At 64.4% G+C, this 24484-nt stretch carries 22 protein-coding genes; 11 read left to right on the plus strand and 11 right to left on the minus strand.

Annotated features, from left to right (window positions below):
* Nucleotides 1-41: 41 nt before the first annotated feature.
* From C5L14_RS23670 to gatC, 3 genes are all read right to left on the minus strand, one after another.
* Entirely contained in the window at nt 42-368 is a 327-nt protein-coding gene (locus C5L14_RS23670; protein WP_105864704.1) for a chorismate mutase, read from the minus strand.
* 2 nt (nt 369-370) lie between these two features.
* A complete protein-coding gene (locus C5L14_RS23675; protein ID WP_105864545.1) occupies nt 371-1909 on the minus strand; it encodes an amidase in 1539 nt (512 codons plus the stop codon).
* 88 nt (nt 1910-1997) lie between these two features.
* A complete protein-coding gene (gene gatC, locus C5L14_RS23680) occupies nt 1998-2285 on the minus strand; it encodes an Asp-tRNA(Asn)/Glu-tRNA(Gln) amidotransferase subunit GatC (protein WP_068297110.1) in 288 nt (95 codons plus the stop codon).
* Nucleotides 2286-2479: 194 nt separating this feature from the next.
* Here gatC and C5L14_RS23685 point away from each other — a divergent pair, with 194 nt between their 5' ends.
* Together C5L14_RS23685 and C5L14_RS23690 are read left to right on the plus strand one after the other, a co-directional pair.
* Nucleotides 2480-4195 carry a caspase family protein gene (locus C5L14_RS23685; RefSeq protein ID WP_181161310.1) on the plus strand — a complete coding sequence of 572 codons (1716 nt, stop codon included), beginning with the start codon at nt 2480-2482 and terminating at the stop codon, nt 4193-4195.
* 49 nt (nt 4196-4244) lie between these two features.
* Nucleotides 4245-5249, plus strand: a complete 1005-nt coding sequence (locus C5L14_RS23690) for a tetratricopeptide repeat protein (protein WP_105864547.1) — start codon at nt 4245-4247, stop codon at nt 5247-5249.
* A 151-nt stretch (nt 5250-5400) separates the two neighbouring features.
* On the opposite strand, the gene C5L14_RS23695 is transcribed toward C5L14_RS23690, so the two are convergent.
* Nucleotides 5401-6102 (minus strand): metal-dependent hydrolase, encoded by a 702-nt coding sequence (locus tag C5L14_RS23695; protein WP_105864548.1) that lies wholly within the window; start codon nt 6100-6102, stop codon nt 5401-5403.
* 207 nt (nt 6103-6309) lie between these two features.
* Between C5L14_RS23695 and ruvX the strand changes: the two genes are divergently transcribed.
* A complete protein-coding gene (gene ruvX, locus C5L14_RS23700; protein ID WP_245443533.1) occupies nt 6310-6774 on the plus strand; it encodes a Holliday junction resolvase RuvX in 465 nt (154 codons plus the stop codon).
* A gap of 4 nt (nt 6775-6778) precedes the next feature.
* Nucleotides 6779-8140 carry an FAD-dependent oxidoreductase gene (locus tag C5L14_RS23705; RefSeq protein ID WP_105864550.1) on the plus strand — a complete coding sequence of 454 codons (1362 nt, stop codon included), beginning with the start codon at nt 6779-6781 and terminating at the stop codon, nt 8138-8140.
* Nucleotides 8141-8170: 30 nt separating this feature from the next.
* Here the strand turns inward: C5L14_RS23705 and C5L14_RS23710 are convergent, their stop codons facing one another.
* The 3 genes from C5L14_RS23710 to C5L14_RS23720 form a co-directional block, all read right to left on the minus strand.
* Nucleotides 8171-9148 carry an Ldh family oxidoreductase gene (locus tag C5L14_RS23710; protein ID WP_181161311.1) on the minus strand — a complete coding sequence of 326 codons (978 nt, stop codon included), beginning with the start codon at nt 9146-9148 and terminating at the stop codon, nt 8171-8173.
* Nucleotides 9149-9254: 106 nt separating this feature from the next.
* A complete protein-coding gene (locus C5L14_RS23715) occupies nt 9255-10550 on the minus strand; it encodes an MFS transporter (RefSeq protein WP_105864551.1) in 1296 nt (431 codons plus the stop codon).
* Between the two features lie 177 nt (nt 10551-10727).
* Nucleotides 10728-12257 (minus strand): ABC-F family ATP-binding cassette domain-containing protein, encoded by a 1530-nt coding sequence (locus C5L14_RS23720; protein ID WP_105864552.1) that lies wholly within the window; start codon nt 12255-12257, stop codon nt 10728-10730.
* 492 nt (nt 12258-12749) lie between these two features.
* On the opposite strand from C5L14_RS23720, the gene C5L14_RS23725 reads away from it, so the two are divergent.
* Nucleotides 12750-13697 (plus strand): aspartate carbamoyltransferase catalytic subunit, encoded by a 948-nt coding sequence (locus tag C5L14_RS23725; RefSeq protein WP_105864553.1) that lies wholly within the window; start codon nt 12750-12752, stop codon nt 13695-13697.
* A 12-nt stretch (nt 13698-13709) separates the two neighbouring features.
* The gene (locus tag C5L14_RS23730; protein ID WP_105864554.1) at nt 13710-15008 is read left to right on the plus strand and encodes a dihydroorotase; all 1299 of its coding nucleotides are present in this window, start codon (nt 13710-13712) and stop codon (nt 15006-15008) included.
* Between the two features lie 117 nt (nt 15009-15125).
* Here C5L14_RS23730 and C5L14_RS23735 read toward each other — a convergent pair whose 3' ends face one another.
* Complete coding sequence (locus tag C5L14_RS23735) at nt 15126-15563, minus strand: hypothetical protein (RefSeq protein WP_105864555.1); 438 nt, start codon at nt 15561-15563, stop codon at nt 15126-15128.
* Between the two features lie 356 nt (nt 15564-15919).
* Between C5L14_RS23735 and plsY the strand changes: the two genes are divergently transcribed.
* The 3 genes from plsY (at nt 15920) to topA (ending at nt 20563) form a co-directional block, all read left to right on the plus strand.
* Nucleotides 15920-16525 carry a glycerol-3-phosphate 1-O-acyltransferase PlsY gene (plsY, locus tag C5L14_RS23745; RefSeq protein WP_105864557.1) on the plus strand — a complete coding sequence of 202 codons (606 nt, stop codon included), beginning with the start codon at nt 15920-15922 and terminating at the stop codon, nt 16523-16525.
* Nucleotides 16522-17664, plus strand: a complete 1143-nt coding sequence (gene dprA, locus C5L14_RS23750) for a DNA-processing protein DprA (RefSeq protein ID WP_105864558.1) — start codon at nt 16522-16524, stop codon at nt 17662-17664. Before plsY ends, dprA begins: the two co-directional genes overlap by 4 nt.
* A gap of 262 nt (nt 17665-17926) precedes the next feature.
* Nucleotides 17927-20563, plus strand: coding sequence for a type I DNA topoisomerase (gene topA, locus C5L14_RS23755; RefSeq protein WP_105864559.1), 2637 nt, complete (start codon nt 17927-17929; stop codon nt 20561-20563).
* Nucleotides 20564-20597: 34 nt separating this feature from the next.
* Here the strand turns inward: topA and C5L14_RS23760 are convergent, their stop codons facing one another.
* Nucleotides 20598-21533 (minus strand): IS110 family transposase, encoded by a 936-nt coding sequence (locus C5L14_RS23760; RefSeq protein ID WP_146126830.1) that lies wholly within the window; start codon nt 21531-21533, stop codon nt 20598-20600.
* A gap of 340 nt (nt 21534-21873) precedes the next feature.
* Between C5L14_RS23760 and C5L14_RS23765 the strand changes: the two genes are divergently transcribed.
* The gene (locus C5L14_RS23765) at nt 21874-22632 is read left to right on the plus strand and encodes a DUF2259 domain-containing protein (RefSeq protein ID WP_105864560.1); all 759 of its coding nucleotides are present in this window, start codon (nt 21874-21876) and stop codon (nt 22630-22632) included.
* A 13-nt stretch (nt 22633-22645) separates the two neighbouring features.
* On the opposite strand, the gene C5L14_RS23770 is transcribed toward C5L14_RS23765, so the two are convergent.
* Nucleotides 22646-23050, minus strand: coding sequence for a thiol-disulfide oxidoreductase DCC family protein (locus C5L14_RS23770; RefSeq protein ID WP_105864561.1), 405 nt, complete (start codon nt 23048-23050; stop codon nt 22646-22648).
* Nucleotides 23040-23897, minus strand: a complete 858-nt coding sequence (locus C5L14_RS23775) for a 5'-nucleotidase, lipoprotein e(P4) family (protein ID WP_105864562.1) — start codon at nt 23895-23897, stop codon at nt 23040-23042. The genes C5L14_RS23770 and C5L14_RS23775 overlap by 11 nt, the downstream gene beginning before the upstream one ends.
* Before the next feature lie 52 nt (nt 23898-23949).
* On the opposite strand from C5L14_RS23775, the gene C5L14_RS30100 reads away from it, so the two are divergent.
* A complete protein-coding gene (locus C5L14_RS30100; protein ID WP_146127011.1) occupies nt 23950-24483 on the plus strand; it encodes a hypothetical protein in 534 nt (177 codons plus the stop codon).
* Nucleotide 24484 lies beyond the last annotated feature (1 nt).

Here is a 24484-nt window from a genome sequence, read left to right on the forward strand (position 1 = left end):
CTCCGGTTCAGAATAGAATTCAATGTTGCAGCGGGCTGACGTCAGCCTCGTCTGTCGGCATTCAGGTGCCGGTTCTCGTAGTCGATGATCCAGGCCACCATGTCTCGCCAGATGAGTTCGGCGAGTTCGGGCGGCAATCCTTCGATTTCAGCCCGCCTGCAGGCAGAGGCCACCACTTCCTCGACGCGTTCGGGGATATTGGCGGGCAGGCCGTCGCGGTTCTTCACCTTGACCACCCGTTGCACGACCCTGAGGCGGCTGGCCAGCAGATGCACCAGCTTTTCGTCGATGGCATCGATCTCCCGGCGCAGATCCGCCAATGTCTCGGTCGTGCCCGATGTTTCGCCGGTGTTCTGGCCGCCGCTCATGCTCAGGCCCACCAGCGTTCTGGTCGCCCGAGCGAGCCGGCCGCCTGTTCGACGGCATGGCCGAGGGTGAACAGCGTCTCCTCGTCGAAGGGGCGCCCGATGAGCTGCAGGCCGAGCGGCAGGCCGCCCGAGGACAGCCCCGCCGGAACGGACAGGCCCGGCAGGCCGGCCAGGTTCACCGTCACCGTGAAGACGTCGTAGAGATACATCTCCACCGGATCGGCCCCACCCTTTTCGCCGATGCCGAAGGCGGGTGACGGTGTGGCCGGCGTGAGGATGGCGTCGACGCCGGCGGCATAGGCCTGTTCGAAATCGCGCTTGATCAGCGTGCGGATCTTCTGGGCCCTGACGTAATAGGCATCGTAATAACCGGCCGAGAGCACATAGGTGCCGATCAGGATGCGGCGCTTCACCTCGGCGCCGAAACCGGCAGCGCGGGTGTTCTCGTAGAGCTCGGTGATCTCGCGGCCGGCAACCCTCTCGCCATAGCGCACACCGTCATAGCGGGCCAGGTTGGAGGAGCACTCGGCCGGCGCCACGATGTAATAGGCCGGCAGGGCATATTTGGTGTGCGGCAGGCTGATCTCACGGATCTCGGCGCCGGCATCACGCAGCCAGTCGATGCCCTTCTGCCAGAGCGCGTCGATCTCCGCCGACATGCCTTCGACCCGATATTCCTTGGGAATGCCGATGACCTTGCCCTTGACGCTGCCGCCGATCGCCGCCTCGTAGTCGGGTACGGCGATATCCATGGACGTCGTGTCCTTGGGGTCGTGCCCGGCCATCGAATTGAGCATGACGGCGCAATCGCGCACGGTATGGCCGAAGGCGCCCGCCTGGTCGAGCGACGAGGCGTAGGCGATGATCCCCCAGCGTGAGCACCGGCCATAGGTCGGCTTGATGCCGGTGATACCGGTGATGGCGGCGGGCTGGCGGATGGAGCCGCCCGTGTCGGTGCCGGCCGCACCGGGGCACAGGCGCGCGGCCACGGCGGCGGCGGACCCGCCCGAGGAGCCTCCGGGAACCAGGAAGCCGTCCGGCGTCTTGCCGGCAGAGCGTGCGTCATCGAGCTTGCGCTTGCCTTCCTCGGCGCTCCAGCCCGGCGGCAGCCAAGGCGAGACGGCCGCTCCGAAGGCGGAGGTTTCGTTCGACGAGCCCATCGCGAATTCGTCATTGTTGGTCTTGCCGAGCATCACGGCGCCATCGCGCCAGAGCTGGCTCGTCACAGTCGACTCGTAGGGGGGCACGAAATTGTCGAGAATGCGCGAGCAGGCGGTGGTGCGTACGCCCTCGGTGGCAAACAGGTCCTTGACGCCGAGCGGCACGCCTTCGAGCGGGCCGCCCTCGCCCCGGGCGAGCTTGTCATCGGCCCGCGCAGCCATCGCAAGCGCCTGTTCCGGCGTCTCCAGCACATAGGCGTTGAGGCCGCGTGCCTTCTCCATCGCATCGAGATAGGCCTTGGCCGCCTCGGTCGCGGTAAACGCCTTGGCCTTCAGGCCGTCGCGGATTTCGGCAAGGGTGAGATCGGTAATATGGCTCACGGAAGAATGTCCTGAACGGATACGGCCCGGGTTCGGAGCGGCCGGGAAGGCAGCGGCTCGAACGCGCGGGGCCTGGAAACGGCGTAACTCAGTCGACGACCTTGGGAACGAGGAAATAATTGTCCTCGGAAGCCGGCGCGTTGGCGACGATCTTCTCGGCGATATTGCCGTCCGTCACCACGTCCTGGCGCTTCTTCATCACCATCGGTGTCACCGACGTCATCGGCTCGATGCCGTCGACGTCGACTTCGTCGAGTTGGGCCACGAAATCGAGGATGGCATTCAGTTCGCCCTGCAAATGCGGAACGTCTTCTTCGGTGACGGCAATGCGCGCGAGACGCGCGATACGCTTCACCGTGGCGGCATCGACAGACATGAAACCCTCGATTGTGCGCAAAATCACGGAACGGCGCGGTCTATCACGCGTAGCTTTGCAGGCGCAACCAGTCTTGTCCCCCATGATGCCGCAAGTCGGGGGAACGAGTCACGCTGGTTTGACGCCATTTGCGCGATGGCTCTCGCATGAGGCCGTTGCGCAAGCTATCCTGCCTCTGCGATTGGGGGACTTCCATGAGAGCACGCTGTGTCCTGCTCCTGTTCGTGCTCCTGGCTTTCGGGAGCGGCATGACGCCGGCCTCCGCCAAGCTGCTCGCCCTGATCGTAGGCAACAACACCTATCAGGAAGTGCCGCCGCTGCAGACGGCAGTGAACGATGCCCAGGCGATGCGCGAGGCATTGCAGCGGGCGGGCTTCGCGGTCACGCTCGTGGAGAACGGCACCAAGCGCCAGATCAGCCGGGCCATGGCGACGATGGAGGGCGCCATCAGCCCTGGCGACACCGTGCTCTTCCACTACTCCGGCCACGGCGTCGAGATCGACGGTCAGAACTGGCTGTTGCCCGTCGACATCCCTACCGCAAAGGAAGGCGAGGCCGGCCTCATCAAGGACGAATCCTTCAACGCCGCCGACATCATCGATCGCTTCCGCGCCAGGGGCGCGCGGCAGGTGGTGGCGATACTCGATGCCTGCCGCAACAATCCCTTCGCCCAGGGCGGCACACGCGCGCTGCCCGCGACCAGGGGGCTTGCACGCATGGAAGCGGATGGCGGCGTCTTCATCATGTTCTCGGCCGGCACCAAGCAGGAAGCGCTGGATCGCCTCTCGGCGGCCGATCCGGAAAAGACCTCCGTCTTCGTGCGCTCCTTCCTGCCGCTGCTGGGGCGGCAGGATCTGACGCTGATCGACATGGCCAAGGAAACGCAGGAGAAGGTGCGTGCCCTTGCCCGCAGCGCCGGACGAGAGCAGGTGCCGGCCTATTATGACGGGATCGTCGGCAGGGTCACGCTGACGGGCGAGCTGCCCTCGGCGCGCGCAGGCACTCCACCGCCTGCAATCACGCCCGACCCACCTTCCGCCGGCAACGGCCAGTCGGAAAACCTGTTCTGGCAATCGATCCAGAACAGCTCCGATCCCGCCATGTTCCAGGCCTATCTCGACCAAGTGGGCGCCGGCACGTTCACGGGCACCTACAAGGTGCTCGCCCAGATCAAGCTCGCCGCGTTGCAGCCCAAAGCCGCGCAACAGCCGGCAACGAAACCGATTCCTTCCCCGCCTCCGGCAGCCGGGCAGGCCACGGCGTCACCGCCGCCGGTGCCCGGCAACGCGCCCCTGGATGCCGCCGTGACCGCCTGCGACCAGGCTGCCGCCGATACGCGCGATCCCGACAAGCCGGCCGCAGTCACCGGCGTGAGGCTGTCGGCCGACAGCGCCTCTGCGGCTATCGCCGCCTGCAGCAAGGCCATTGCGGTGCCCGGTGCGCCGCGCCGCGTCTATTATCAGCTTTCCGCTGCCTACGGACAGAATGGACAGGACGCTCTGGCGCTGGCGCAGCTTCAGAAGGCCGCTTCGCTCGGCCACGGGCTTTCACTCTACGAGTTGGCCGGGCGCTATCTGGCCGGGCGCGGTGTTCCCAAGGATGCCATCAAGGCACTCAGCCTCTATTACAAGGCTATCGATGGAAATTATGGGCCGGCCGTCAGTCGAATCGCCTGGATGTATGCCAACGGCCTCGGCGCCAGCCGCGATTATCGCAAGGCCGTGGCGATCTACGAACTCGGGGTCAAGAACAAGGAACCCACGGCCTATTCCGGCCTCGGCCTGCTCTATCTCAAGGGCCAGGGCGTGGCCAAGGATGTCGGCAAGGCCTGCGACCTCTTCAGGCAGGGCGCGTCGGCCGGGGACGCCGACGCGGCCGGCAATCTCAATGCCAAATGCCCGCCGGGCTGAGCGACAGGCGCAGGCAGCCCGGATGGTTAGACATGAGCGGAGACGAGGGATGTCGATGAAACTGCTGGCAGGTCCGCTGTTCGCCACGGCGCTGGCGCTGTCGTGGAGCGCACCGGGCCTGGCGGATCATGCCCGTCCCCTGCTGCTTGCCCAGGCGAGCCAGTCGGCCGAGGACATCTTCTGGCAATCGGTGCAGAACAGCACCGATCCCGCCATGTTCCAAGCCTATCTCGACCAGGTGGCCAACGGGACCTTCAAGGGCGTCTACAAACCCCTCGCCGACATCAAGCTGAAGGCCCTCGGCAAGGCTGCCGCACCGGCCATACCGATGGCGCCAGCGGCGGAAACAACGGCACAGGACCGGGCCACACCGCCGCCGGCGACGGAAGCGGCAACTTCGTCTCCATCCGCCCAGACTGGGCGGGATGTTCCAACATCGCCGGATATCGAGGCCTGTGATCGCGCGGCAGCCCATGCGATGGACGAGCAGAAGCCGGCCAACCTTCCCGGCGTCACCTTCGACAAGCTCGACACCTCGGCAGCCATCACCGCTTGCCTCAAGGCGACGAAGCTTGCCGACGCGCCAGCCAGGGAGTTCTTCCAGCTCGGACGCAGCTATGACAAGGCCGGGAACTACAAGGAAGCCATGGTGGCTTACAAAGCAGCGATGGAAAAGGGGCACAAACGGGCGCTCTACAATGTGGCGACCGGCCTGATGAAAAACCAGCGCGGCGTCAAGAAGGATCCGGCAGCGGCGTTGGCGCTGTTGGAGAGGGCCGCAGACGAGAAGGTCATGTTCGCCCTTTCCGGGCTGGGCGATTATTACCGCCTTGGCGTCGGTGGCCGCCGCAACTACCCGAAGGCGATCGACTACTACAATCAGGCCATCGCAACCGGCGATTCACAAGGCTATGTCGGCCTCGCAATCATGACCTATGACGGCACGGGCGTGCCAAGAAACCGCAACAAGGCCTGCGATCTCTGGCAGAAAGGCTCCAGCCTCGGGGACGTCAACGCCGCCGACTACAGCAAGCGCTATTGCCGTTATCGGTAAGACTGCGCCACAGATAGCCTATGGACAGGGAGGCGCGGGCGGGCTGCCGATCAGCGCGAACTCATTGGAGAGGACACGCCACGTCTCGAACGTTTCAGCCTGCAAATTCATCGCTTAGGGTGCAGGCTGCCTGCGCTCCTCCCATGCATCCTCACCCGACTTCCACGCTCTCGCCGGACTTGGGAGCGAGCACCCTCGTCTTGGTGCCGGCGAGCCCTGCGGCGAAGGTGTCGGCATTGCTTACCAGGCCGGGGAATGTGGCGTAATGGCAGGGGATGGCGACATCGAGATCGAGATAGCGCTTCACCGCCAGCGCCGCGGTTTGCGGGCCCATCGTGTAGCGGTCTCCGATCGGCACCAGGCCGATCTTGGGCTGATGCAATTCCGCGATCAGGGCCATGTCGGAAAAGATGTCGGTATCGCCGAGATGATAGAGCGTCGGCTGGCCCGGCGCCTTGAGGATGAGCCCATTGGCGTTGCCGACAGCAATGCTGACGCCATTGTCGATCAGGCTGGCCGAATGATCGGCTCGAACCATGGTGGCGCTGAAACCGCCGAGATCGACGGTGCCGCCGGTGTTCATCGGCTCGACCTTTTCCACGCCCTTGCCGGCCAGGAAGGTCACGAGATCGGCGTTGGAGACCACCGTCGCGCCGGTTTCCCGCGCCAGCTCGATGGTGTCACCGACATGATCGGCATGACCATGGGTGAGCAATATGTGGCTGATGCCCGCGCTGACGGCGGCACGATCGCCTTTGAAGGAGGGATTCCCGCTCAGGAAGGGGTCGAACAACACGGCCTTGCCGTCGAATTCGACCCGAAAAGCGGCATGGCCGAGCCAGGTAATACGCATTTGGGAAATCCTTTGAACAATGAGGTTGGTGCTTGGATCAGAAAACCATAACGCCTGAGCGGCGCAAAATGCTATCGGGATTCTCGCAGGGGTCCACGATGAGGCGCCCTTACCGGGAGCGCGGAGGTCCTCGTCCGCTTCCAGGACCGTGACATTCAATGGATGGGTAGAGCGGACGAGGACGTCCGCGCTCCCAGGGATATTTCCTTGATTGTTGATCTCTTCGACCTTGCAGAAAACCTGCCCGCCAATCAGCGCCTGCTCGGCCTCGATCTCGGCACCAAGACGATCGGCCTGGCGCTTTCCGACGTGATGCTCACCATCGCCTCGCCCCTGGAGACGATCCGCCGCACCAAATTCACCGCCGATGCCGAGCAGTTGCTCGCCCTCTGCGCCCGGCACGAGGTCGGCGGCCTGGTGCTCGGCTATCCACTCAACATGGATGGCAGCAAAGGCCCGCGCGCCCAGGCTTCCGAGAGCTTTGCCCGCAACCTGCAGCGCCTGAGCGACCTGCCGGTTGCCCTCTGGGACGAACGCCTGTCGACGGCAGCGGTGACCCGAACCTTGCTGGAAGCCGACGCTTCGCGTCGCAGGCGGGCAGAAGTCGTCGACAAAATGGCGGCATCCTTCATCCTGCAAGGCGCGTTGGATCGCCTGGGCTACGGGCGATGACCTCATGCGAACCATCACTGAACCAGCGCGCCAAATCGACGTCATCCTGGAAACCGACGTGCTGGTGGTCGGCAGCGGCCCGGCGGGGCTGGCAGCCGCCCTCGCCTCCGCGCGTGCCGGCGCCGAGACGACTCTGTTGGAGCGCCATGGCTGCTTCGGCGGCAACATCACCCAGGTGGGGGTCGAGGGCTTTGCCTGGTACCGACACGAGCACACGGTCGACAGCGAGGGTATCGGCATCGAGTTCGAACAGCGCGCCAAGGCGATGGGCGCCGCCCAGCCCGAACCGCAATCCGACAGCCAGGCGCTCGACGCCGAACTGTTCAAATACGTCGCCGACGTCCTGGTCCAGGAAGCCGGGATCCGCCCCCTGCTCCACAGGCTGGTCGTGGGCACCCTTGTCGAGGACGGCGAGATCAGGGGTGTGATCACCGAAAGCAAGGCCGGGCGGGAGGCGATCCTCGCCAGGCGCGTGGTGGATGCGACCGGCGATGCCGACATCGCTTTCCGGGCGGGCGCTCCCACCTACAAGACACCACGCGAAGAGATGCAGGCCGCTTCGGTGATGTTCTCAATGTGCGGCGTCGACAAGCGCCGGTTCATCGAGGCGGTGAAGTCCGATCCGCAGACCTACAAGGACTGGGGCGGCGGCGAATGGACCGTGGAGACCACCGGCAAGGAGGATGCTATGTTCTCGCCCTTCCTGCGCAAGCCTTTCAGCAAGGCAATCGAGGCCGGCGAGATTCCCGCCAATCTGTCCACCATCTGCGGCACCTGGGGAGCGGTTTCCGACCAGGGGGACCTGACCTATCTCAATCTGGTGCATCTGCCCGAGGTGGATGGGACGGATCCCGGCGACCTCACCAAGGGCGAGATCGAGGGGCGGCGCCAGGCTGTGATGGCGGTGGAAGCCCTGCGCCGCTACATGCCCGGCTGCGAAACCGCCAAGCTGCGCAATTTCGGCATGACGATCGGCATTCGCGACACCCGCAAGATCGACGCCCACTACAACATGGCGGGTTCGGATGTGCGCGAACAGGCGCGTTTCGATGATTCGATCGGCATCTTCCCCGAATTCATCGACGGCTACGGCATTCTGATCCTGCCGACGACCGGGCGATATTTCCATGTGCCCTACCGCGCCATGCTGCCTTACAAGATCAAGAACCTGATCGTCGCCGGCCGAAGCATCGGTGGCGACAAGGTCTCGCATGCGGCCGTGCGCAACATGATGTGCTGCGCCGTTGCCGGCCAGGGGGCGGGCGTCGCCGCAGCGGTTTCCCTGAAGAGCGGGCGCTCCTTCCACGACGTCGATATCGCGCAGGTGCAACAGGAACTGCGCCGCCAGGGCGCGCGGATCCATTGATGCCGGCCGGAGCCGGAACGGCGGAAGCGATCAGCGTCCGTGCCGTTCCAGCGCTTCGATCACCGCCTTGGGGACCTCGATGGTGTCCTCCGCGCGCCTGCGACCGGGAATATGCACGCCCTTGCCGGACAGCCTTTCCAACTGCTGCCTCAAGCGGTCGGCAAAATCCGGCTCCAGCAGATCGGGCTTCAGGGCGAGAACGAACAGGCCCGCACCCGGGCTCTTCGCACCGGTCATGAAGCGGGGAGCATCGAGCGACCAGTTCGCCCCGCTGATGCCGGCCGCCAGCACTTCGACCATCAGCGCGATATTGCCGCCGCGCGCGCCGCCGAAAGCCAAGAGGGCTCCCTTGACGGCTTCGCGGGCATCGGTCGTCGGCTGCCCCTGTGCATCGATCGCCCAGCCCTCGGGAATGGCCTCGCCCTTCTCGGCGGCCTGCCGGACATTGACGAAGGCCGTGGCGCTGGAAGCCTGGTCGATCACCAAGGGGGGCTCGCCGGCGACAGGCGCCGCGAATGCCAGCGGATTGGTGCAATAGACCGCCTCGCTGCCCAACGCGGCTGCCATCAGGGCCGGACCATTCGAAGCGGCAAGAGCCACCAGTCCCCGCTCGGCCAGGCGGCGCACATAGGACCCGAGCTCCCCGGTGGTATAGCTGTTGCGCTGGGCAAAGGCGGCCAGCCCATAGCGGCCTGCGCGGTTGCACAATTCCTCGAAGGCCCTGTCGAAACCAAGCTGGGCGATGCCGCCTTTCGCGTCAGAGCGGATGATGGCCAAGGCCGGATCGTCGAGCTCCGGCTCCACGTCGGTGGCGATCCTGCCCGAGGTAAAACCGACCAGGTAATCGCGCAGATGGGAGAGCCCCACCGAGGAGCGCCCCACCCATTCGGCGGCCACGACGGCATCGGCGAGCGACCGCGCGATCGCCTCGCCGGCACCGGCTCCGCGGCAGGCGCCATAAGCGAGAGTCCAGGCCGCCTCCCGCCCCAATCTCACGACATCCGACATCGGCGACCATCACTCCCAAAGCATCCTGCGATCTGCCGGAATACACAGGAAATTGTCCAGCAAAGAGTTGGACCAACCGAGCATTCGGGCACAATCGCCCGATTGTCTAGAACGCCGAAGCCGGATCCGGCCGGCTGCTTGCCAGTTTCGTGCGATAGATGAGCAGCGCCGCGACCAATCCGCAGGCTGCCGCCACCGACAGCCACAGCCCGGGAGCGGCCTTGTTCTGCAAAAGCGAGATCAGCCAAGTGGAGATCGCCAGCGAGAAACCGCCAAGCGCCGTGGCGAGGCTGTAGGCCAGCGAAAAGCCCGTCGTGCGGACATGGGCCGGCACGATCTCGGTCAGGGCCACCACCATGGCGCCGTTATAGCTGCCATAGAGGAAGGAAAACCACAGCTCGACCTCCAGCATGCGGGAAAAGCTCGGGGCACTGACCAGCCAGGACAGCGCGGGATAGGCCGTCACCAGCATCAGGAAGGAGAAGATCGCCAGAATGGGAAAACGCCCGATGCGGTCCGACAAAGCTCCCATCACCGGCAGCCAGATGAAATTGGAGATGCCGACGCAAAGGGTGACGACGAGGGCATCGGACTCCGACAGCTTGAGCACATTCTTGCCGAAGGTCGGCGTGTAGACCGTGATCAGATAGAAGGAGACGGTGGTCATCAGAACGAGCATCACGCCGAGCAGCACGACCTGCCAGTTCTGCAGCAGGGAAGACACGGCCTGCTGCAAGGTCGGGCGGATGTGGCGTGCCTCGAACTCGGCCGTCTCCTCCAGGCTCCGGCGCAGGAAGAACAGCAGCGGCACGATCATGCAGCCGATGAAGAAGGGAATGCGCCAGGCCCAATCGGTGATGGTCGCCGGCACGAACAGGCGATTGAGCGCATAGCCGATCAGGGCGGAGACGATGATGGCGACCTGCTGGCTGCCCGATTGCCAGGAGACATAAAAGCCCTTGTTGCCCGGGGTTGCCATCTCCGCGAGATAGACGGACACGCCGCCCAGTTCCACGCCCGCCGAAAAGCCCTGCAGCAACCGCCCGACCAGGACCAGGATCGGCGCCATCAGGCCGATGGTGGCGTAACCGGGCACGAAGGCGATCAGCACCGTCCCCATCGCCATGATGCCGAGCGTAACGATCAGCCCCTGCCGCCGGCCGATGCGATCGATATAGGCGCCGAGGAACAATGCGCCGAGCGGCCGCATCAGGAAACCGGCACCGAACGTCATGAAGGCTTGCAGAAGAGACGTCGTTTCGTTCTGGGAGGGAAAGAAAGCCTGGGAAATCTGGGTGGCGTAGAACCCGAACAGAAAGAAATCGAACATTTCGAGGAAATTGCCGCTGGTGACCCTGAGTACGGTCCCCACTTTCGACTGAGCTGCCGCCGCGCCTGCCATGAGCGTCCTTCCTGTCTGCTCGTGTTCTGCGCCCCCCGGCGCGAGCATTAAGAGCCAGCCCCCGCGCCCGGACAAGGGAAATATTCCGTGGGCCGGGAGGAGAGCGGCCCTCCCGATCCATGCGAAAAGCCCGCCGCGGAAAGCTCGGCAAATCGCGGATGGCCCGGCGGAGAGGGTTCACCTCCCCGCCGGGCTGACCGAAGCGAAGAACGCCTCCGGCTCGTCCACCTCGATGAGTTTGCGGCCCTCGATCAGCCAGAAACGGCTGCCGACGGCCCGTACGAAGCTCCTGTCATGCGAGACCAGCAGACAACTGACGTTGGGACGCAGCAATTCCCCCTCCAATGCCTCCTGGCCTTCGATGTCGAGATGATTGGTCGGCTCGTCGAGGAGATAGAAGTTCGGCTCGGCCAGGCGCAGCATCAAAAGGCCCAGGCGGGCCTTCTGGCCGCCGGAAAGCCGGCCGATCGGCCGGGTCTGCTTTTCGATGGCGATGCCGGCTCCGGCCAGGAGGGAGCGCCCGCGCTGGTCGCCGATATCGAATCGATGGGTCAGGGCGTGATGCGGCGTCTGCCCATCGTCGAGATCGGCCAGGGCCTGGTCGCCATAGCCCAGCACCAGGGCGGGCGTTGCCTTGATGCCTTCCGCGCCTATTTCCGGCTGCGCTATGGCGCGGCGCAGCATGGTGACGAGGCGGCTCTTGCCCGTCCCGTTCCGGCCGAGGAGGACGATGCGATCGCCCTGGCAGATGAAGTGCTTGCCGGTCCGGAACAGCAGCGTGCCATCCGGTGTCGTCACGGCCGCATCCTCCAGCGTCACCAGCACCTTTGCATGCGTGCCCTGGCTGGCAAGACGAACCGCCCCGGCGGAGCGCTCCTGATGGGCCGGCCTTGCCGCCTCCTCCAGCCGCTCTGCCCGCTCCTTGAGCTGCTTGGTCTTGACCACCAGCAGATCGCTGCCGGAGTTGATGCCGATATTGTTCAGCTTCGCGGCCTGCTTGCGCAACTGCTGGGCCGTCCTGATGTCGCGCTGATAGCGCCGCTCCTCCGAAGCGTCGGCTTCCGCGAGAGCAGCGCGCGCCCGCGAATAGGCCAAGGGAAACAAATGCGACCCCTCCGGGCGCAGGAACAGGGTGCGGTTTGTCGTGGCATCGAGGAAGGCGCGATCATGGCTTGCCACCATCACGGGCACGTCCCGCGGCAGGGCATTGAGCCAGTCCTCCAGCAGCGCGATCTTGGTAAGATCGAGATGGTTGGTGGGCTCGTCGAGCAGCAGGAGATCGGGCTCCCTGACCCAGACCCGGGCCAGCATGGCAAGCCTCAGCCACCCCCCACTCAACTGCCCAAGAGGTTTTTGCCGCAGATCGTTCGGCACCTGCAGCGAATCGAGGGTGACGTCGACGCGCCAAGCCTCGCTCGCCTGCGCCTCTTCGGGCAGCGCCGCGAGGACGGCCTCGTAAAAGGGGATGTCCAGAAGGAGGGACGGCACATTTTGTTCGACATGGCCGACGGTCAGCCCGCGTGACCTTATGATGTCCCCCTCCCCGGCTTCCATCGTGCCGGCAATGCAGCGGAGCAAAGTGGACTTGCCCCGGCCGTTGGCCGCCACCAGGCCGATGCGGTCGCCGGCATTGATGGTGAGGGTGAGTTGCGAGAAGAGCGGTGCGCTCAGCGTCACGCCGAGGTTGCGCAGGGTAATCAGGCTCATGGAAATTCTCTGGTCCGAACCGGCGATCGCAATGTCCCGGGCATCAAGCCATCGGGGGGATGCAGGGCGAAGGCGCGGCGTTTGACGATGCGCAATCACGAGCGGGAGCTCGTTCTGCACGGCCATCAGGGCAGACCAGTACGGGGGAAGAAACGGCCTCTGGTCAGCCCTGCAAACGCATTTGCAGGGCCTGGACTGGGCCACGCTGGCGATGATGGTCGGAACGAATAATCATGCGCAGCCCTCCTTTCCCAGGTTCGAGTACCGCGATCGCGGATAGCATTGGTCGGGGGGATAGGCAAGGCAGTCCGGAGGGGCGATCTCCAGATCGATCACTTTCTTGTGGCGATGGCAGCACTTCCAGGAGGTCGATCGCGCCATCATTCGATGGAGCTGAGGAGATAGCCCATCCAATGCCCGCGGTGGAAAAATGCGCCAGCCTCATCTCCTGCCTTGCTGCCGTCACCTGTGCGGCCTATGAAGTCGGCTTTGATGACAAAGCCAGCTCCAGCGACGTATCCGCACCGCCACCTCCTCGGCATAGAAGGCCTGACGGAGAGCGACATCATCAGCCTGCTCGACGAAGCCGACGAGCACATCGCCTTCAACAGGCAGGTCGAGAAGAAATCATCCGCCTTGCGCGGGCGGACCCAGATCAACCTGTTCTTCGAGCCCTCGACGCGCACCCAGTCCTCCTTCGAACTGGCAGGCAAGCGTCTCGGGGCAGACGTAATGAACATGTCGGTCGGCTCGTCCTCGGTGAAGAAGGGCGAGACGTTGATCGACACGGCGGTGACCCTCAACGCGATGCGGCCCGATGTGATCGTGGTGCGCCATAACCAGGCTGGCGCCGTGCATCTCCTGGCGCGAAAAGTCGATTGCGCCGTGGTCAACGCCGGGGATGGCGCCCACGAACATCCGACCCAGGCCCTGCTCGATGCCCTCACCATCCGCCGCAACAAGGGGCGGATTGCCGGGCTGACGGTGGCGATCTGTGGCGACATCCTGCATTCGCGCGTCGCCCGCTCCAACATCCTGCTGCTCGGCACGCTTGGTGCCCGCGTGCGCCTGATCGCCCCCTCCACCCTGTTGCCGGCCGGCATCGACCGCTTCGGCGTCGAGATCCACAGGGACATGAAGGAAGGCCTGGATAACGCCGACATCGTGATGATGCTGCGCCTCCAGCGCGAGCGCATGGCCGGCGCCTTCATCCCATCCACCAAGGAATATTTCCGCTATTTCGGGCTGGACGAGGAAAAGCTCAGTCATGCCAAGCCGGATGCGCTGGTGATGCATCCGGGCCCGATGAATCGCGGAGTGGAGATCGATACCGCCGTCGCGGATGGCGCGCAGTCGCTCATCCGTGAGCAGGTGGAAGCGGGCGTCGCCGTCCGCATGGCCGTGCTCGAAGCGCTCGCCCGCAACCTGCCGAATGCCTGAGGGGAAAATCCGTTGAATAGTGCTCGCCCTCTGCTTCTGGCCAATGCCCTCCTGACCGATCCCGCCGCCCGCAGCCAGCAGCGCGGCGGCCTGCTGATTCGCGACGGCGTCATCGCCGATATCGGACCCCACCTCACCGCCGGTGTCGTTGGCCCGGATATTGCCGTCATCGACTGCGAAGGCCAGATCCTCGCACCTGGCCTCATCGACATGCGGGCCGTGACGGGCGAACCAGGCGCCGAGCATCGCGAAACGCTCGCTACCGCCTCTCAAGCCGCAGCCGCCGGCGGTGTCACCACCATCGTGTGCACGCCTGAAACCCATCCGCCGATCGACGATCCCGCCGTGGTCGATTTCGTGCTGCGCCGCGCCCGCGACACCGCCATCGTGCATGTCCATGCCATGGCGGCGCTGACCAAGGGTCTGGCCGGCCAGGAGATGACCGAAATCGGCCTGCTCGGCGAGGCCGGCGCCCTGGCCTTCACCGACGGCGCACGCAGCGTGATGAATGCGCGCGTGATGCGCCGGGCGTTGACCTATGCGCGCGATTTCGACGCCCTCATCATCCATCACACCCAGGACAAGGACCTGGCCGGCGACGGGGTGATGAACGAGGGCGAATTTGCCAGCCGCCTCGGCCTGCCCGGCATCCCCGCCGAGGCCGAGGCAATGCTGCTGGAGCGGGACATGCGCCTGGTCGCCCTGACCGGCGGGCGTTATCACGCCGCCACCGTCACCTGCCGCGCCTCCCTGAACGTATTGCGCCGGGCCAAGCAGGACGGGCTCAACGTCACCGCCTCGACCTCGATCAACCACGTCACTCTCAACGAGAACGACATCGACGGCTTCCGTACCTTCTGCAAGGTCTCGCCGCCGCTGCGCCATGAGGATGACCGCTTGGCCCTGGTGCAGGCCATCAAGGACGGGCTGGTCGACGCGATCGTCTCCGATCACAACCCCCAGGACGTCGAGACCAAGCGCCAGCCCTTCGCCGAGGCGGCCGACGGCGCCATCGGCCTGGAGACCATGCTCTCGGCGGGACTTCGCCTGGTACATGACGGTTCGCTCGACCTGATCGGCCTGCTGCGCGCCCTATCGACCCGCCCCGCCGAGATCCTGCGCCTGCCCGGCGGCACACTGGGCAAGGGGGCCGGCGCGGACATCATCGTCTTCGATCCCGACGTGCCCTTCGTGCTCGACGCGGCCAAGCTGCGCTCGCGCTGCAAGAACTCCCCCTTCGACGAAGCCCGCCTCAGCGGCCTGGTTTCGCGGACCTTCGTTTCTGGCAAGCAGGTGTTCGAGCGGAGCTGATACCAGCGTCCCCGCTTGGGAAAAGCCATGCAGGTCGCGTATTGCCCGACCTGGCGCTGCGAAGGCGGTCATTGGTATGCCGGTCTGAAGACCGGCACACCAGACCGCGCCCAGGCATTATTCGTCGAAAGCCTGGTCCAAGGCCTGTTTCTGCGCCGCGCTGGGCGCGCCCAGATAGACCGGCTTGTCGCCGTCGCGGACCTCCGCCCAGGCCCGGCGGCCATCCGCCGTGAACAGGAAGACGCTGCCATATTCGGCACAGGTCACGTTGGTCGGGCAGACCATGGCGACGCGATAGGGAGAACCGTCGACATTCACCTGCTTGGAACCGAAGGTCATGTAGTCGCCCTTGCGCCTGAGGACGTCGGACAGATAGTCGGGAACGGGCGACAATTCCTTCAGCAGGGCACTATAGGCACCCTTGTAGGGCTGGGCCTTCACCAGCCTGTCCAGGGCGGGAAACTCCTTTTCGACCTGCTCGTTATAGGTCGGCTGCTGCGCGAGGGCAGCGCCGGCAAACGCGAGGAACAGGGCCGAAGCCACGATGGCACGCATTCAAATCTCCTTCAGTCGGCCGTCCCGCACATGCGGCCTGCGCTGGAGCAAAGCGCGTTCACATGCGAACGCTTGTTTGCCCTAGCTCTTAACTCTTTGTTCCGACGCGTCTTTGCGATTCTCGGTGATTCCGGGAAATAACAAAACGCTTTAGCGTCATACAGCATTGAACCAGCTCGGCACATGGGGAAAGCCTTAGCGTGCTCCCGGGTCATCGCAATCTGGTGCCCATCAAAGGCTGAGGAAAACTCCTTCACCGACACCTCACCCCGCGTGTCGATGAAAATTTTCGTGGCCGGGCCTTGGTCAGTGGCGATAGTGTGCGGCACGGACTTTTCCTTCAAAGCGAGCTGCCGATGTTTGCCGACCTGACCCTGACGACGACGCTGGCGGCGCTGCTGCTCGGCTATCTTCTCGGGTCGATCCCCTTTGGCCTGATTCTCACCCGCGTGGCAGGGCTGGGTGATATCCGCGCCATCGGCTCGGGCAATATCGGCACCACCAACGTCCTGCGCACCGGCCGCAAGGATCTGGCGGCGGCTACCCTGATCCTCGACGCTCTCAAAGGCACGGCCGCCGTGCTGCTCGCCCGCCATTTCTGGGGGGATGGGGCCGCCGTCGTCGCCGGGCTCGCCGCCTTTGTCGGCCATCTCTTCCCGATCTGGCTGAAATTCAAGGGCGGCAAGGGGGTCGCGACCTATCTCGGACTGCTCGCCGCCTTCGCCTGGCCCATCGCCATTTTTTTCGCACTGGTCTGGGTCCTGGTGGCCTTCACCACCCGCTATTCTTCCGCCTCCGCCCTGACCGCCAGTCTGCTGAGCCCGATCGGGCTGTTGCTGATGGGCTACCAGCGTGAAGCCCTGCTCTTTGCCGTCCTCTCGGCGGTCCTCTGGGTGATGCACCGCGCCAATATCGGCCGCCTCCTCAATGGCACGGAGAGCCGCATCGGAAAGAAGGCGTGACGTCGCCAGGCTCAGTCCTTCCGGATGAAGAAAAGCTGGATTGGCTGCGCCTGATCCGCTGCGACGGCATTGGCCCCGTCAGCTTCAAGGGCCTCCTGGAAAGCCACGGCTCCGCCCGCGCGGTGATCGAAGCCTTGCCGGAGATCGCCAGGCGCAGCGGCCGAGCCCTCAAGCTGCCATCCGAGGCCAGCCTCCAGCGCGAATTGCAGGCCATGGCTGCCCTTGGCGCCCGCTTCGTGGCCATGGGCGAAGCGGATTACCCCGTCTCCCTGGCCGCTATCGATTCGGCTCCGCCCCTCCTCGCCGCCTGGGGTTCGCTCGCTCCCTTGTCCCGGCCGATGGTCGCTATCGTGGGCGCCCGCAATGCCTCCGCACTCGGACGCCGATTCGCTGCTGCAATGGCGAGCGAACTCGCCAATGCCGGCTTCACCGTGGTTTCCGGCCTGGCACGCGGGATCGATGAAGCGGCCCATAGCGCGACGATCGGAAACGGCACCGTCGCCGTGGTCGGCGGCGGGCTCGGCAATATCTATCCTCCCCAGCACCTACAGCTCGCACGGGACATCGGCCAGGCGGGCTGCGTCCTGTCCGAAATGCCGTTCGACTGGGTGGCGACCGCACGTGATTTTCCCAAACGAAACCGTATCGTTTCGGGCCTGTCGCTTGGCGTGGTGATCATCGAGGCCGCCGCGCGTTCCGGCTCTCTCATCACCGCCCGCCTGGCTTTGGAACAGGGGCGGGAACTGATGGCAGTCCCGGGCTCCCCACTCGACCCGCGCAACGAAGGCAGCAACAAATTGCTGCGCGAGGGTGCCGTCCTGGTCCGGCATGCCGGCGACGTGCTGGAAGCCCTTGCGCCACTGGTCGAGCGCCCGGTAGCGCCGCCGCGGCGACCCGTTCAACCTCGTTTCAATTTCGAGCCCCCCTCCTCCGAAGCCCCTCCCACCCCACCGTTCGCCTCGACGGGCGACCCCGACCAGAATCGGCTGATCGCCGTGCTCGGTCCCTCGCCCGTGGCTATGGATGAGCTGGTGCGCGCCAGCGGCCTCGATGCCCGGCGGGTTCAGCTCGCTTTGCTGGAGCTCGATATGTCGGGACGGATCGAACGGCACGGCAACGGCATGGTGTCGCTGTTGTAAGCCGCTCGGTCGAATTGACTTACCTTCGCCTTTTGCCCATCTTGCCGCCGCCTTGGTGGTTGCAACACCGCCTGATCCGACAAATGCGCCGGTTTGCAATTTTCGGATTTACCCTTATTTGGCAGTTAGTCGACGGCTCCAGGACGCCTATTCGCGCCGAAAGCCGGACGGCCTGCTCGTTTCCATGCCCTGTTTGGCCGGCCACCAAGGTGAGCTCCTGGCAGGGAAGATTTCGTTTTCCGCGTAGTGAACGGCCCGCCCCATGCCTGTCGTCATCGTTGAGTCGCCTGCCAAAGCACAGACGATCAACAAATATCTCGGTTCCAACTACCAGGTGATCGCCTCCTATGGTCACGTGCGCGACCTGCCGGCCAAGGACGGTTCGGTGGAGCCCGACGCCGATTTCGCCATGGTGTGGGAAAACGATGCCAAGGCCGGCAAGCGCCTGTCCGACATCGCCAGGGCGGTGAAGGAGAGCGACAAGCTCATTCTGGCAACCGACCCCGACCGCGAGGGCGAGGCGATCTCCTGGCACGTCCTGGAGATCCTGCGCCAGAAGCGCGCCATCAAGGACATTCCTGTCGAACGTGTGACCTTCAACGCCATCACCAAGGATGCGGTGCTGAAGGCCATGAAGGCACCGCGCGAGATCGACGAAGGCCTGGTCGATGCCTATCTCGCCCGCCGGGCCCTCGACTATCTCGTCGGCTTCCGCCTGTCGCCGGTGCTCTGGCGCAAACTGCCGGGCGCCCGCTCAGCCGGACGCGTTCAATCGGTAGCCCTGCGCCTGGTCTGCGACCGGGAACTGGAGATCGAGCGCTTCGTCGCCCGCGAATATTGGTCCCTCGTCGCTACGCTCGCCACGCCGCGCGGCGATCTGTTCGAGGCTCGCCTCGTCGGGGCCGACGGCCAGAAGATCCAGCGCCTCGACGTGGGCACGGAGAAGGAGGCGCTCGCCTTCCGGAACGCCCTCGATCGGGGCCATTATGTCGTCGCCAGCGTCGAGGCCAAGCCCGCCCGGCGCAATCCCTTCCCGCCCTTCACCACGTCGACGCTGCAGCAGGAGGCCAGCCGCAAGCTCGGCCTGTCGCCCAACCGAACCATGCAGATCGCCCAGCGTCTCTATGAAGGCGTGAACCTGAATGGCGAACAGGTCGGCCTGATCACCTATATGCGTACCGATGGCGTCGACATGGCCCCGGAGGCCATCGCTGCCGTGCGCAGCATGATCGGCAAGAGCTATGCCCCGGGCTATTTGCCCGAAACGCCTCGCCGCTACACCACCAAGGCCAAGAACGCCCAGGAAGCCCACGAGGCGATCCGCCCGACCGATCCCTTCCGCACCCCCAAGGATGTCGCCCGCTTCCTCGACAACGAGCAGGCCCGGCTCTACGAGTTGATCTGGAAGCGTACGATTGCCAGCCAGATGGCGTCCGCCGAGCTCGAGCGCACCACCGTCGACATCCTGGTCGAGTCCGGCGGCCGCAAGCTCGACCTGCGCGCGACGGGCCAGGTCGTCAAGTTCGACGGCTTCCTCACGCTCTACAATGAAGACCGCGACGATGATGGCGACGAGGAGGACGGCAAGCGCCTGCCCGCCATGTCGGCTGGCGAAACGCTCGACAAGAAATCGATCGCCGCTACCCAGCATTTCACCGAGCCGCCGCCGCGCTACAGCGAGGCAACGCTGATCAAGCGCATGGAGGAACTCGGTATCGGGCGGCCCTCGACTTATGCCGCGACGCTCGCCACGCTGCGGGATCGCGAATATGTCTCTGTCGACAAGAAGCGCCTGAAGGCCGAGGACAAGGGCCGCCTCGTCACCGCCTTCCTCGAGAGCTTCTTCGCCCGTTACGTCGAATATGACTTCACCGCCGCGTTGGAGGAAAAGCTCGACCGCATCTCCAACCACGAGCTCGACTGGAAGGAAGTCCTGCGCGATTTCTGGCGTGATTTCTCAGCCGCCATCGACGGCACCAAGGAATTGCGCACCACCCAGGTGCTCGATGCCCTCAACGACCTGCTCGGTCCTCACATCTTCCCCGACCGGGGCGACGGCTCCAATCCGCGCCAATGCAAGGTGTGCGGTACCGGCACGCTCTCGCTCAAGCTCGGCAGGCAGGGTCCCTTCATCGGTTGCTCCAACTATCCCGAATGCCGTTACACCCGCAATTTCTCCGCCGGCGCCGGCGCGAATGGCGAGGCGGAAGGTGGCGGGGAGGCAGGCACGAAGAAGCTGGGGACCGATCCGGAAACCGGCCTCGACGTCACGCTTCGCGACGGGCGTTTCGGTCCTTACGTCCAACTCGGCGAAGGCGACAAGCCCAAGCGTTCCAGCCTGCCGCGCGGCATGAGTGCCTCCGGCGTCGACCTGGAGCGGGCATTGGCGTTGCTCTCTCTGCCCAGGGAAGTCGCCGTCCATCCGGATACGGGAAAGCCGATCCTGGTCAATATAGGCCGCTACGGTCCTTATGTTCAGCATGAGAAGACCTTTGCCAGCCTCGACAAGGACGACGACGTGCTCTCGATCGGCGCCAATCGGGCGGTCGACCTCATCCTCACCAAGGAGAGCGGCGGTGCAGGCCGCCGCTTCGGCGGCAGCGCCCCGGCCGGCCGGCCCCTCGGCGATTATCCCGGCGGCGGCAAGATCGAGGTCAAGCCTGGCCGCTATGGCGCCTATGTCACCAATGGCAAGGTCAACGCCACCCTGCCCAAGGGTATGGAAGCCGATTCCATCACCCTCGAGCAGGCGATCGAGTTGATCGCCGCCAAGGCCGGCAAGGCACCGGCGGCCAAGAAGGCGCCAGCCAAGAAAGCCACCGCCGCCAAGAAGCCTGCCGCCAAGAAGGCAACCAAGGCAATCGTCGATTCCGACGAGGTGCCATTCGATACCGATTGAGGCGGCGTTTCCGGCAACTGTAGTTGAGCGAGTGTCAGGCCTTGAACGGGGCCTGATCGCGCAAGATTGCATTGAGAGTGATGAGGATCTTTCGGGCCAAGGCGATGAGAGCCAGTTTGGGCGGCTTTCCGGCTTGTCGCAGTGCGCGATAAGTTTGGGCGAAGTTGGATTTGGATCGGCTGGCTGAAACAGCAGCCATGTAGAGGGCCTGGCGCACGCGGCGTCTGCCGCCGATGACTTTGCGTGTGCCGCGCATGAGGCCGCTATCGCGATTGAAGGGAGCCAGGCCTGCCAAGGCGGCGATGGTCTTGGGCGAGCGTTGGCCAAGTTCGGGCAGGAGAGCCAGCAGGGTCGTGGAAATGACCTTGCCGATGCCTGGAGTGGAGCACATGAGTTGGCGCCTTTGCTCAAGGCTGTCATGGCGGGCAATGAGGCGAGTGATATGCTGGTCGAGGCTGGCAATGGCGGCCTCCAGCCAGGCGAGATGGTCCAGGAGGCTGTCGCGGATCTGGGCCATGTCGGCTTGAGCCAGGCGCGTCAGTTCCTGCTTGCGGGTGGCGACGAACTGGTCGCGGCGCTTGTGCAGCAAGGCCAGTTGCTGGCGGTGGGGATCATCGGCAGGGTCGGCTTGCAGGTTGAGGCACTGGGCCATGGCGGCGAGCATGCGGGCGTCGATGGCGTCGGTCTTGGCCAGCAGGCCGATGGACTTGGCAAAGTCGCGGGCACGGGCCGGATTGATGCGGACAAGGGACAGTTGCAGGCTGGCCAGAGCCGTACGCAACGGCCCATCATAAGGCCCGGTCGCTTCGAAGGCGACGAGCTTGATTGGATCGGCTCGCAAGCGCTCGAAAGTCGAGGTGATCGCCTGTGGGGTGTTGTCGATGCGCTCGACATGCTGGGTGGTGGCATTGAAAATATCGAGATGGTGTTTGGAGACATCGATCCCGATGAAGCCAGGGTGTATGATCATCGCGCCTATCCCTGTGCTACGAGGTCCGGTGGTGCGGCCTCGATCAACTGTTCAGGTTGGGTACTCGAACGCGGGCGAGGACCAAGCCGGAAAACGGCCTTAACGGGCCGGGGTGCACACGGTCTCTCGCCCGCACCCATCCTGACACATTCCAACTACACAGGGTGCACGGGCATCTTGCCCGTTCTTCCTATTCTGCGAATGCCGCGTTTCCAGGAACGGGCAAGATGCCCGCGCACCCGGAATTCGCCATGCGGAGCGCCATCCTGTTCCGGCCGGCACTTTCCTCTGCTCGCCAACAACTCTAGCTTGCCTGAGGCAAGCAAGCTGGAGGTGGGCTATGGTTCGTCACGCTGTGAGATTCTTCAGCGCCCTTTTGTCTTGCAATCTCGCTGCCTTGCCAGCCCTCGCCGGTGATGCTGCAACACCCGACATTATTGGCTTTTCCAAGGATGGGCGCTATTTCGCCTTCGAGGAATACGGCACCCGTGACGCCTCGATCCATCCTTACAGCACGATTTTCGTGATCGATCTCGACACCGGCAAAACCGTGCCCGGCGCGCCCTTTGCCGTCGAGCATGACAAGGAAGGCCCCGAGCTTGCGGCTCGGGCCGAGGCGCGCCAACAAGCCGAGCCCCTGCTGGCCCGGCTCGGCATCGACAAGAAGCCGACCAGGCAGGTCGTGTATGAGGGCGCACGTCTGTTCGATCCACCGACGCCCGATCAGGCCTATGCCACCATGGCCGCCGAGGTGACCAATCTCAGCATCGGGGATGCGGTTCCCGGCGGCGACGTCACCGTGGACGTTTTGCCCCGCACGATCACCGATGCGACCTGCGCGGCTCGGGGGCGCGACAAGCTCAAGAGCTTCTCACTGGTGCGCACCCTGCCCGAGAACAACAGGGACAATGTGATCGTCTATGTCGACGAGGCTGCCGGGCATAAGCGCGGTTGCTCGCAATCCAACGGCCTGAACGCGCTCTTCGTCTACAGGCCGGCCAATGCCAAGCCGCGGCTGGTGGCGTTGGTCAGCTATTGGCCTCACAGCTGGGAAGAGCCCGACCGGCGCCATCTCGCCATTCCAGTGCCGCTGCCGTGAAGCAATCAATCCGCTACCATCGTCCGTTGCGCTTGTTCCAGGCGAAGAGCAGGTCGGCGAAGCGGTCATAGGCAAAGCGGGTCAGCACGATGATGCCCGGAGCGCCGAGCAAAGTGGCGATCCAGCCCTGGCCGGGGGTGCGCCGCCAGACGGCCAGGGCGACATCGGCGCCGACCAGCAAACGGCCGTCCTCGTCTGTTGCATGCAGGCGGCGCCTGACATCGTCGAGGCCGGCGCCGAAGTGCGCGAGGGCGTCCGGTTCCAGATTGATGTCGAGGAACTCGATGCGCCCGGCCTTGACCGCTTCGATCAAACGGCTCTTCTGATGACGGATGCCGGCGTCACACACCGGACATTTGGTATTGTACCAGACCGTCAGCGGCCTGGTGCCGTCCGGTCTGGAGACCTCATTTGCCATCCCAGCTCTTCAGCGCCTCGAGCTTGAGTTTGCGCTGCTCCTCGACGGAAAGCTTGTAGTCGCCCTTGTAGGGAGCCGATTCGAAGGAGCCATAGGTCGGGTTGGCGATCACCATCCAATCATGGCCCCAGCGCGCAGCATTTTCGGCGAACACCTTCTCGCGCTCCTCGGGCGTGCCCTTATAGGCGTCGGTGAAATCGCCGAAATTATCGCCGACCAGCAGCAGGATGCGATAATCCTTGGCAATCACCGCCCGCCGCGTTCCCTTGGCCGACTTCCAGTCCGGCTGTTCCTTGGCGCTAAGGAAGGTGTCGACATTGCCGCCGGTCGGGAAGCCCAGCTTGGTCATCAACTGCACGGTCGGCTCTTCCTCTTCCTTGGTGCGGTTGGTGACATAGAAGACCTTCACGCCCTTGGAAGCGGCATATTGGGTGAATTCCACGGCGCCGGCGATCGGCGTATCGATCTGCGCCTTGACATATTGGGTCCAGGTCTCCGGGGTGAAGCGCGTGCCCGCCTTGACGTTCCAGGCCTGGTAGTTCGAGGTGTTCAGCAGCGTATCGTCGACATCGAGGACGATGGCCGGCGGAAAATTCTTGAAATCACCGGTCTGTTCGGCAGGAGCCGCCGTCCAGCTCGGATCGGCCAGGGCCTGATCGAGACGGATGCGAGCCAAAGCGAAGGCCGCCAGCGCATTGCCCCTGGCCTCGACGGCGGTCTGGTCCCAGAGCACGGCATTGAGATTGTCGTCGGGCTTGGCGCTCTCCTCAGCCGCAGCCGTTGTGACTGCCGCCGAAGCCGCGACGAGCGCCGACGTGAAACAAAGTCCGATCAAACCACCCCGCATGCCATGCTCCCAGTTTGGACCCGCAGTAAAACCGGAACGATAGCACCGGCCCTTGAAGGGTCAACGCGCCAATTCCGCAGCAATGCACGCAGCACTGGTGTGCCGATCCCCGTCGGCATCTTCTTCGGCAATAGGGATTGTCTTTAAGAATGCCGATCTGGAGATCGGTACATCATGGTCCCTCCCAACAGAAATGCTGCATCGCAGCATTTCTGTTGACAAGCTGCTCTTCGATGCCTATATGGCAGCTGTCTGGTTCAGTCGAACCGTCCCTCTGTCCGCCTGTGCCGGCGGATCGTATGAAGGATTTTGGACAGTCTGTCCCGGCACGTCGAGTTTCCTGTCGTTCCGCGTTTTGCCAGACATGGCTCTGCCGCGCTGTGGGATCCGTTGGGATCGCCGCGCAGAGCGCTTCGACAATCTCTTCCTTCGACAGACAAAGCTGCCGATCGCGCAGGACGTCGCGGAAATCCGCAATGTCCACGATTGGCTTCGACAAATACCCTATGCGTTGGTCTATGATGCTACCGGATCCACTGCCCGCTTTCCTCGGGCATGCCGGGCCGCCAACGCCAATTCGGAATAAT

Origin of the sequence: Labrys okinawensis (genome assembly GCF_002982075.1) — a bacterium.
Classification (GTDB): domain Bacteria; phylum Pseudomonadota; class Alphaproteobacteria; order Rhizobiales; family Labraceae; genus Labrys; species Labrys okinawensis_A.

What these genes read in the sequence shown, in the direction of transcription:
- C5L14_RS23725 (WP_105864553.1), top strand. Translation starts at nt 12,750, where the DNA reads ATGACAAAGCCAGCTCCAGCGACGTATCCGCACCGCCACCTCCTCGGC.
- C5L14_RS23760 (WP_146126830.1), bottom strand. Translation starts at nt 21,533, where the DNA reads ATGATCATACACCCTGGCTTCATCGGGATCGATGTCTCCAAACACCAT.
- C5L14_RS23685 (WP_181161310.1), top strand. Translation starts at nt 2,480, where the DNA reads ATGAGAGCACGCTGTGTCCTGCTCCTGTTCGTGCTCCTGGCTTTCGGG.
- C5L14_RS23775 (WP_105864562.1), bottom strand. Translation starts at nt 23,897, where the DNA reads ATGCGGGGTGGTTTGATCGGACTTTGTTTCACGTCGGCGCTCGTCGCG.
- C5L14_RS23735 (WP_105864555.1), bottom strand. Translation starts at nt 15,563, where the DNA reads ATGCGTGCCATCGTGGCTTCGGCCCTGTTCCTCGCGTTTGCCGGCGCT.
- C5L14_RS23770 (WP_105864561.1), bottom strand. Translation starts at nt 23,050, where the DNA reads ATGGCAAATGAGGTCTCCAGACCGGACGGCACCAGGCCGCTGACGGTC.
- plsY (WP_105864557.1), top strand. Translation starts at nt 15,920, where the DNA reads ATGTTTGCCGACCTGACCCTGACGACGACGCTGGCGGCGCTGCTGCTC.
- C5L14_RS23695 (WP_105864548.1), bottom strand. Translation starts at nt 6,102, where the DNA reads ATGCGTATTACCTGGCTCGGCCATGCCGCTTTTCGGGTCGAATTCGAC.
- C5L14_RS23705 (WP_105864550.1), top strand. Translation starts at nt 6,779, where the DNA reads ATGCGAACCATCACTGAACCAGCGCGCCAAATCGACGTCATCCTGGAA.
- topA (WP_105864559.1), top strand. Translation starts at nt 17,927, where the DNA reads ATGCCTGTCGTCATCGTTGAGTCGCCTGCCAAAGCACAGACGATCAAC.
- C5L14_RS23710 (WP_181161311.1), bottom strand. Translation starts at nt 9,148, where the DNA reads ATGTCGGATGTCGTGAGATTGGGGCGGGAGGCGGCCTGGACTCTCGCT.
- C5L14_RS23720 (WP_105864552.1), bottom strand. Translation starts at nt 12,257, where the DNA reads ATGAGCCTGATTACCCTGCGCAACCTCGGCGTGACGCTGAGCGCACCG.
- gatC (WP_068297110.1), bottom strand. Translation starts at nt 2,285, where the DNA reads ATGTCTGTCGATGCCGCCACGGTGAAGCGTATCGCGCGTCTCGCGCGC.
- C5L14_RS23690 (WP_105864547.1), top strand. Translation starts at nt 4,245, where the DNA reads ATGTCGATGAAACTGCTGGCAGGTCCGCTGTTCGCCACGGCGCTGGCG.
- C5L14_RS23715 (WP_105864551.1), bottom strand. Translation starts at nt 10,550, where the DNA reads ATGGCAGGCGCGGCGGCAGCTCAGTCGAAAGTGGGGACCGTACTCAGG.
- C5L14_RS23670 (WP_105864704.1), bottom strand. Translation starts at nt 368, where the DNA reads ATGAGCGGCGGCCAGAACACCGGCGAAACATCGGGCACGACCGAGACA.
- C5L14_RS23765 (WP_105864560.1), top strand. Translation starts at nt 21,874, where the DNA reads ATGGTTCGTCACGCTGTGAGATTCTTCAGCGCCCTTTTGTCTTGCAAT.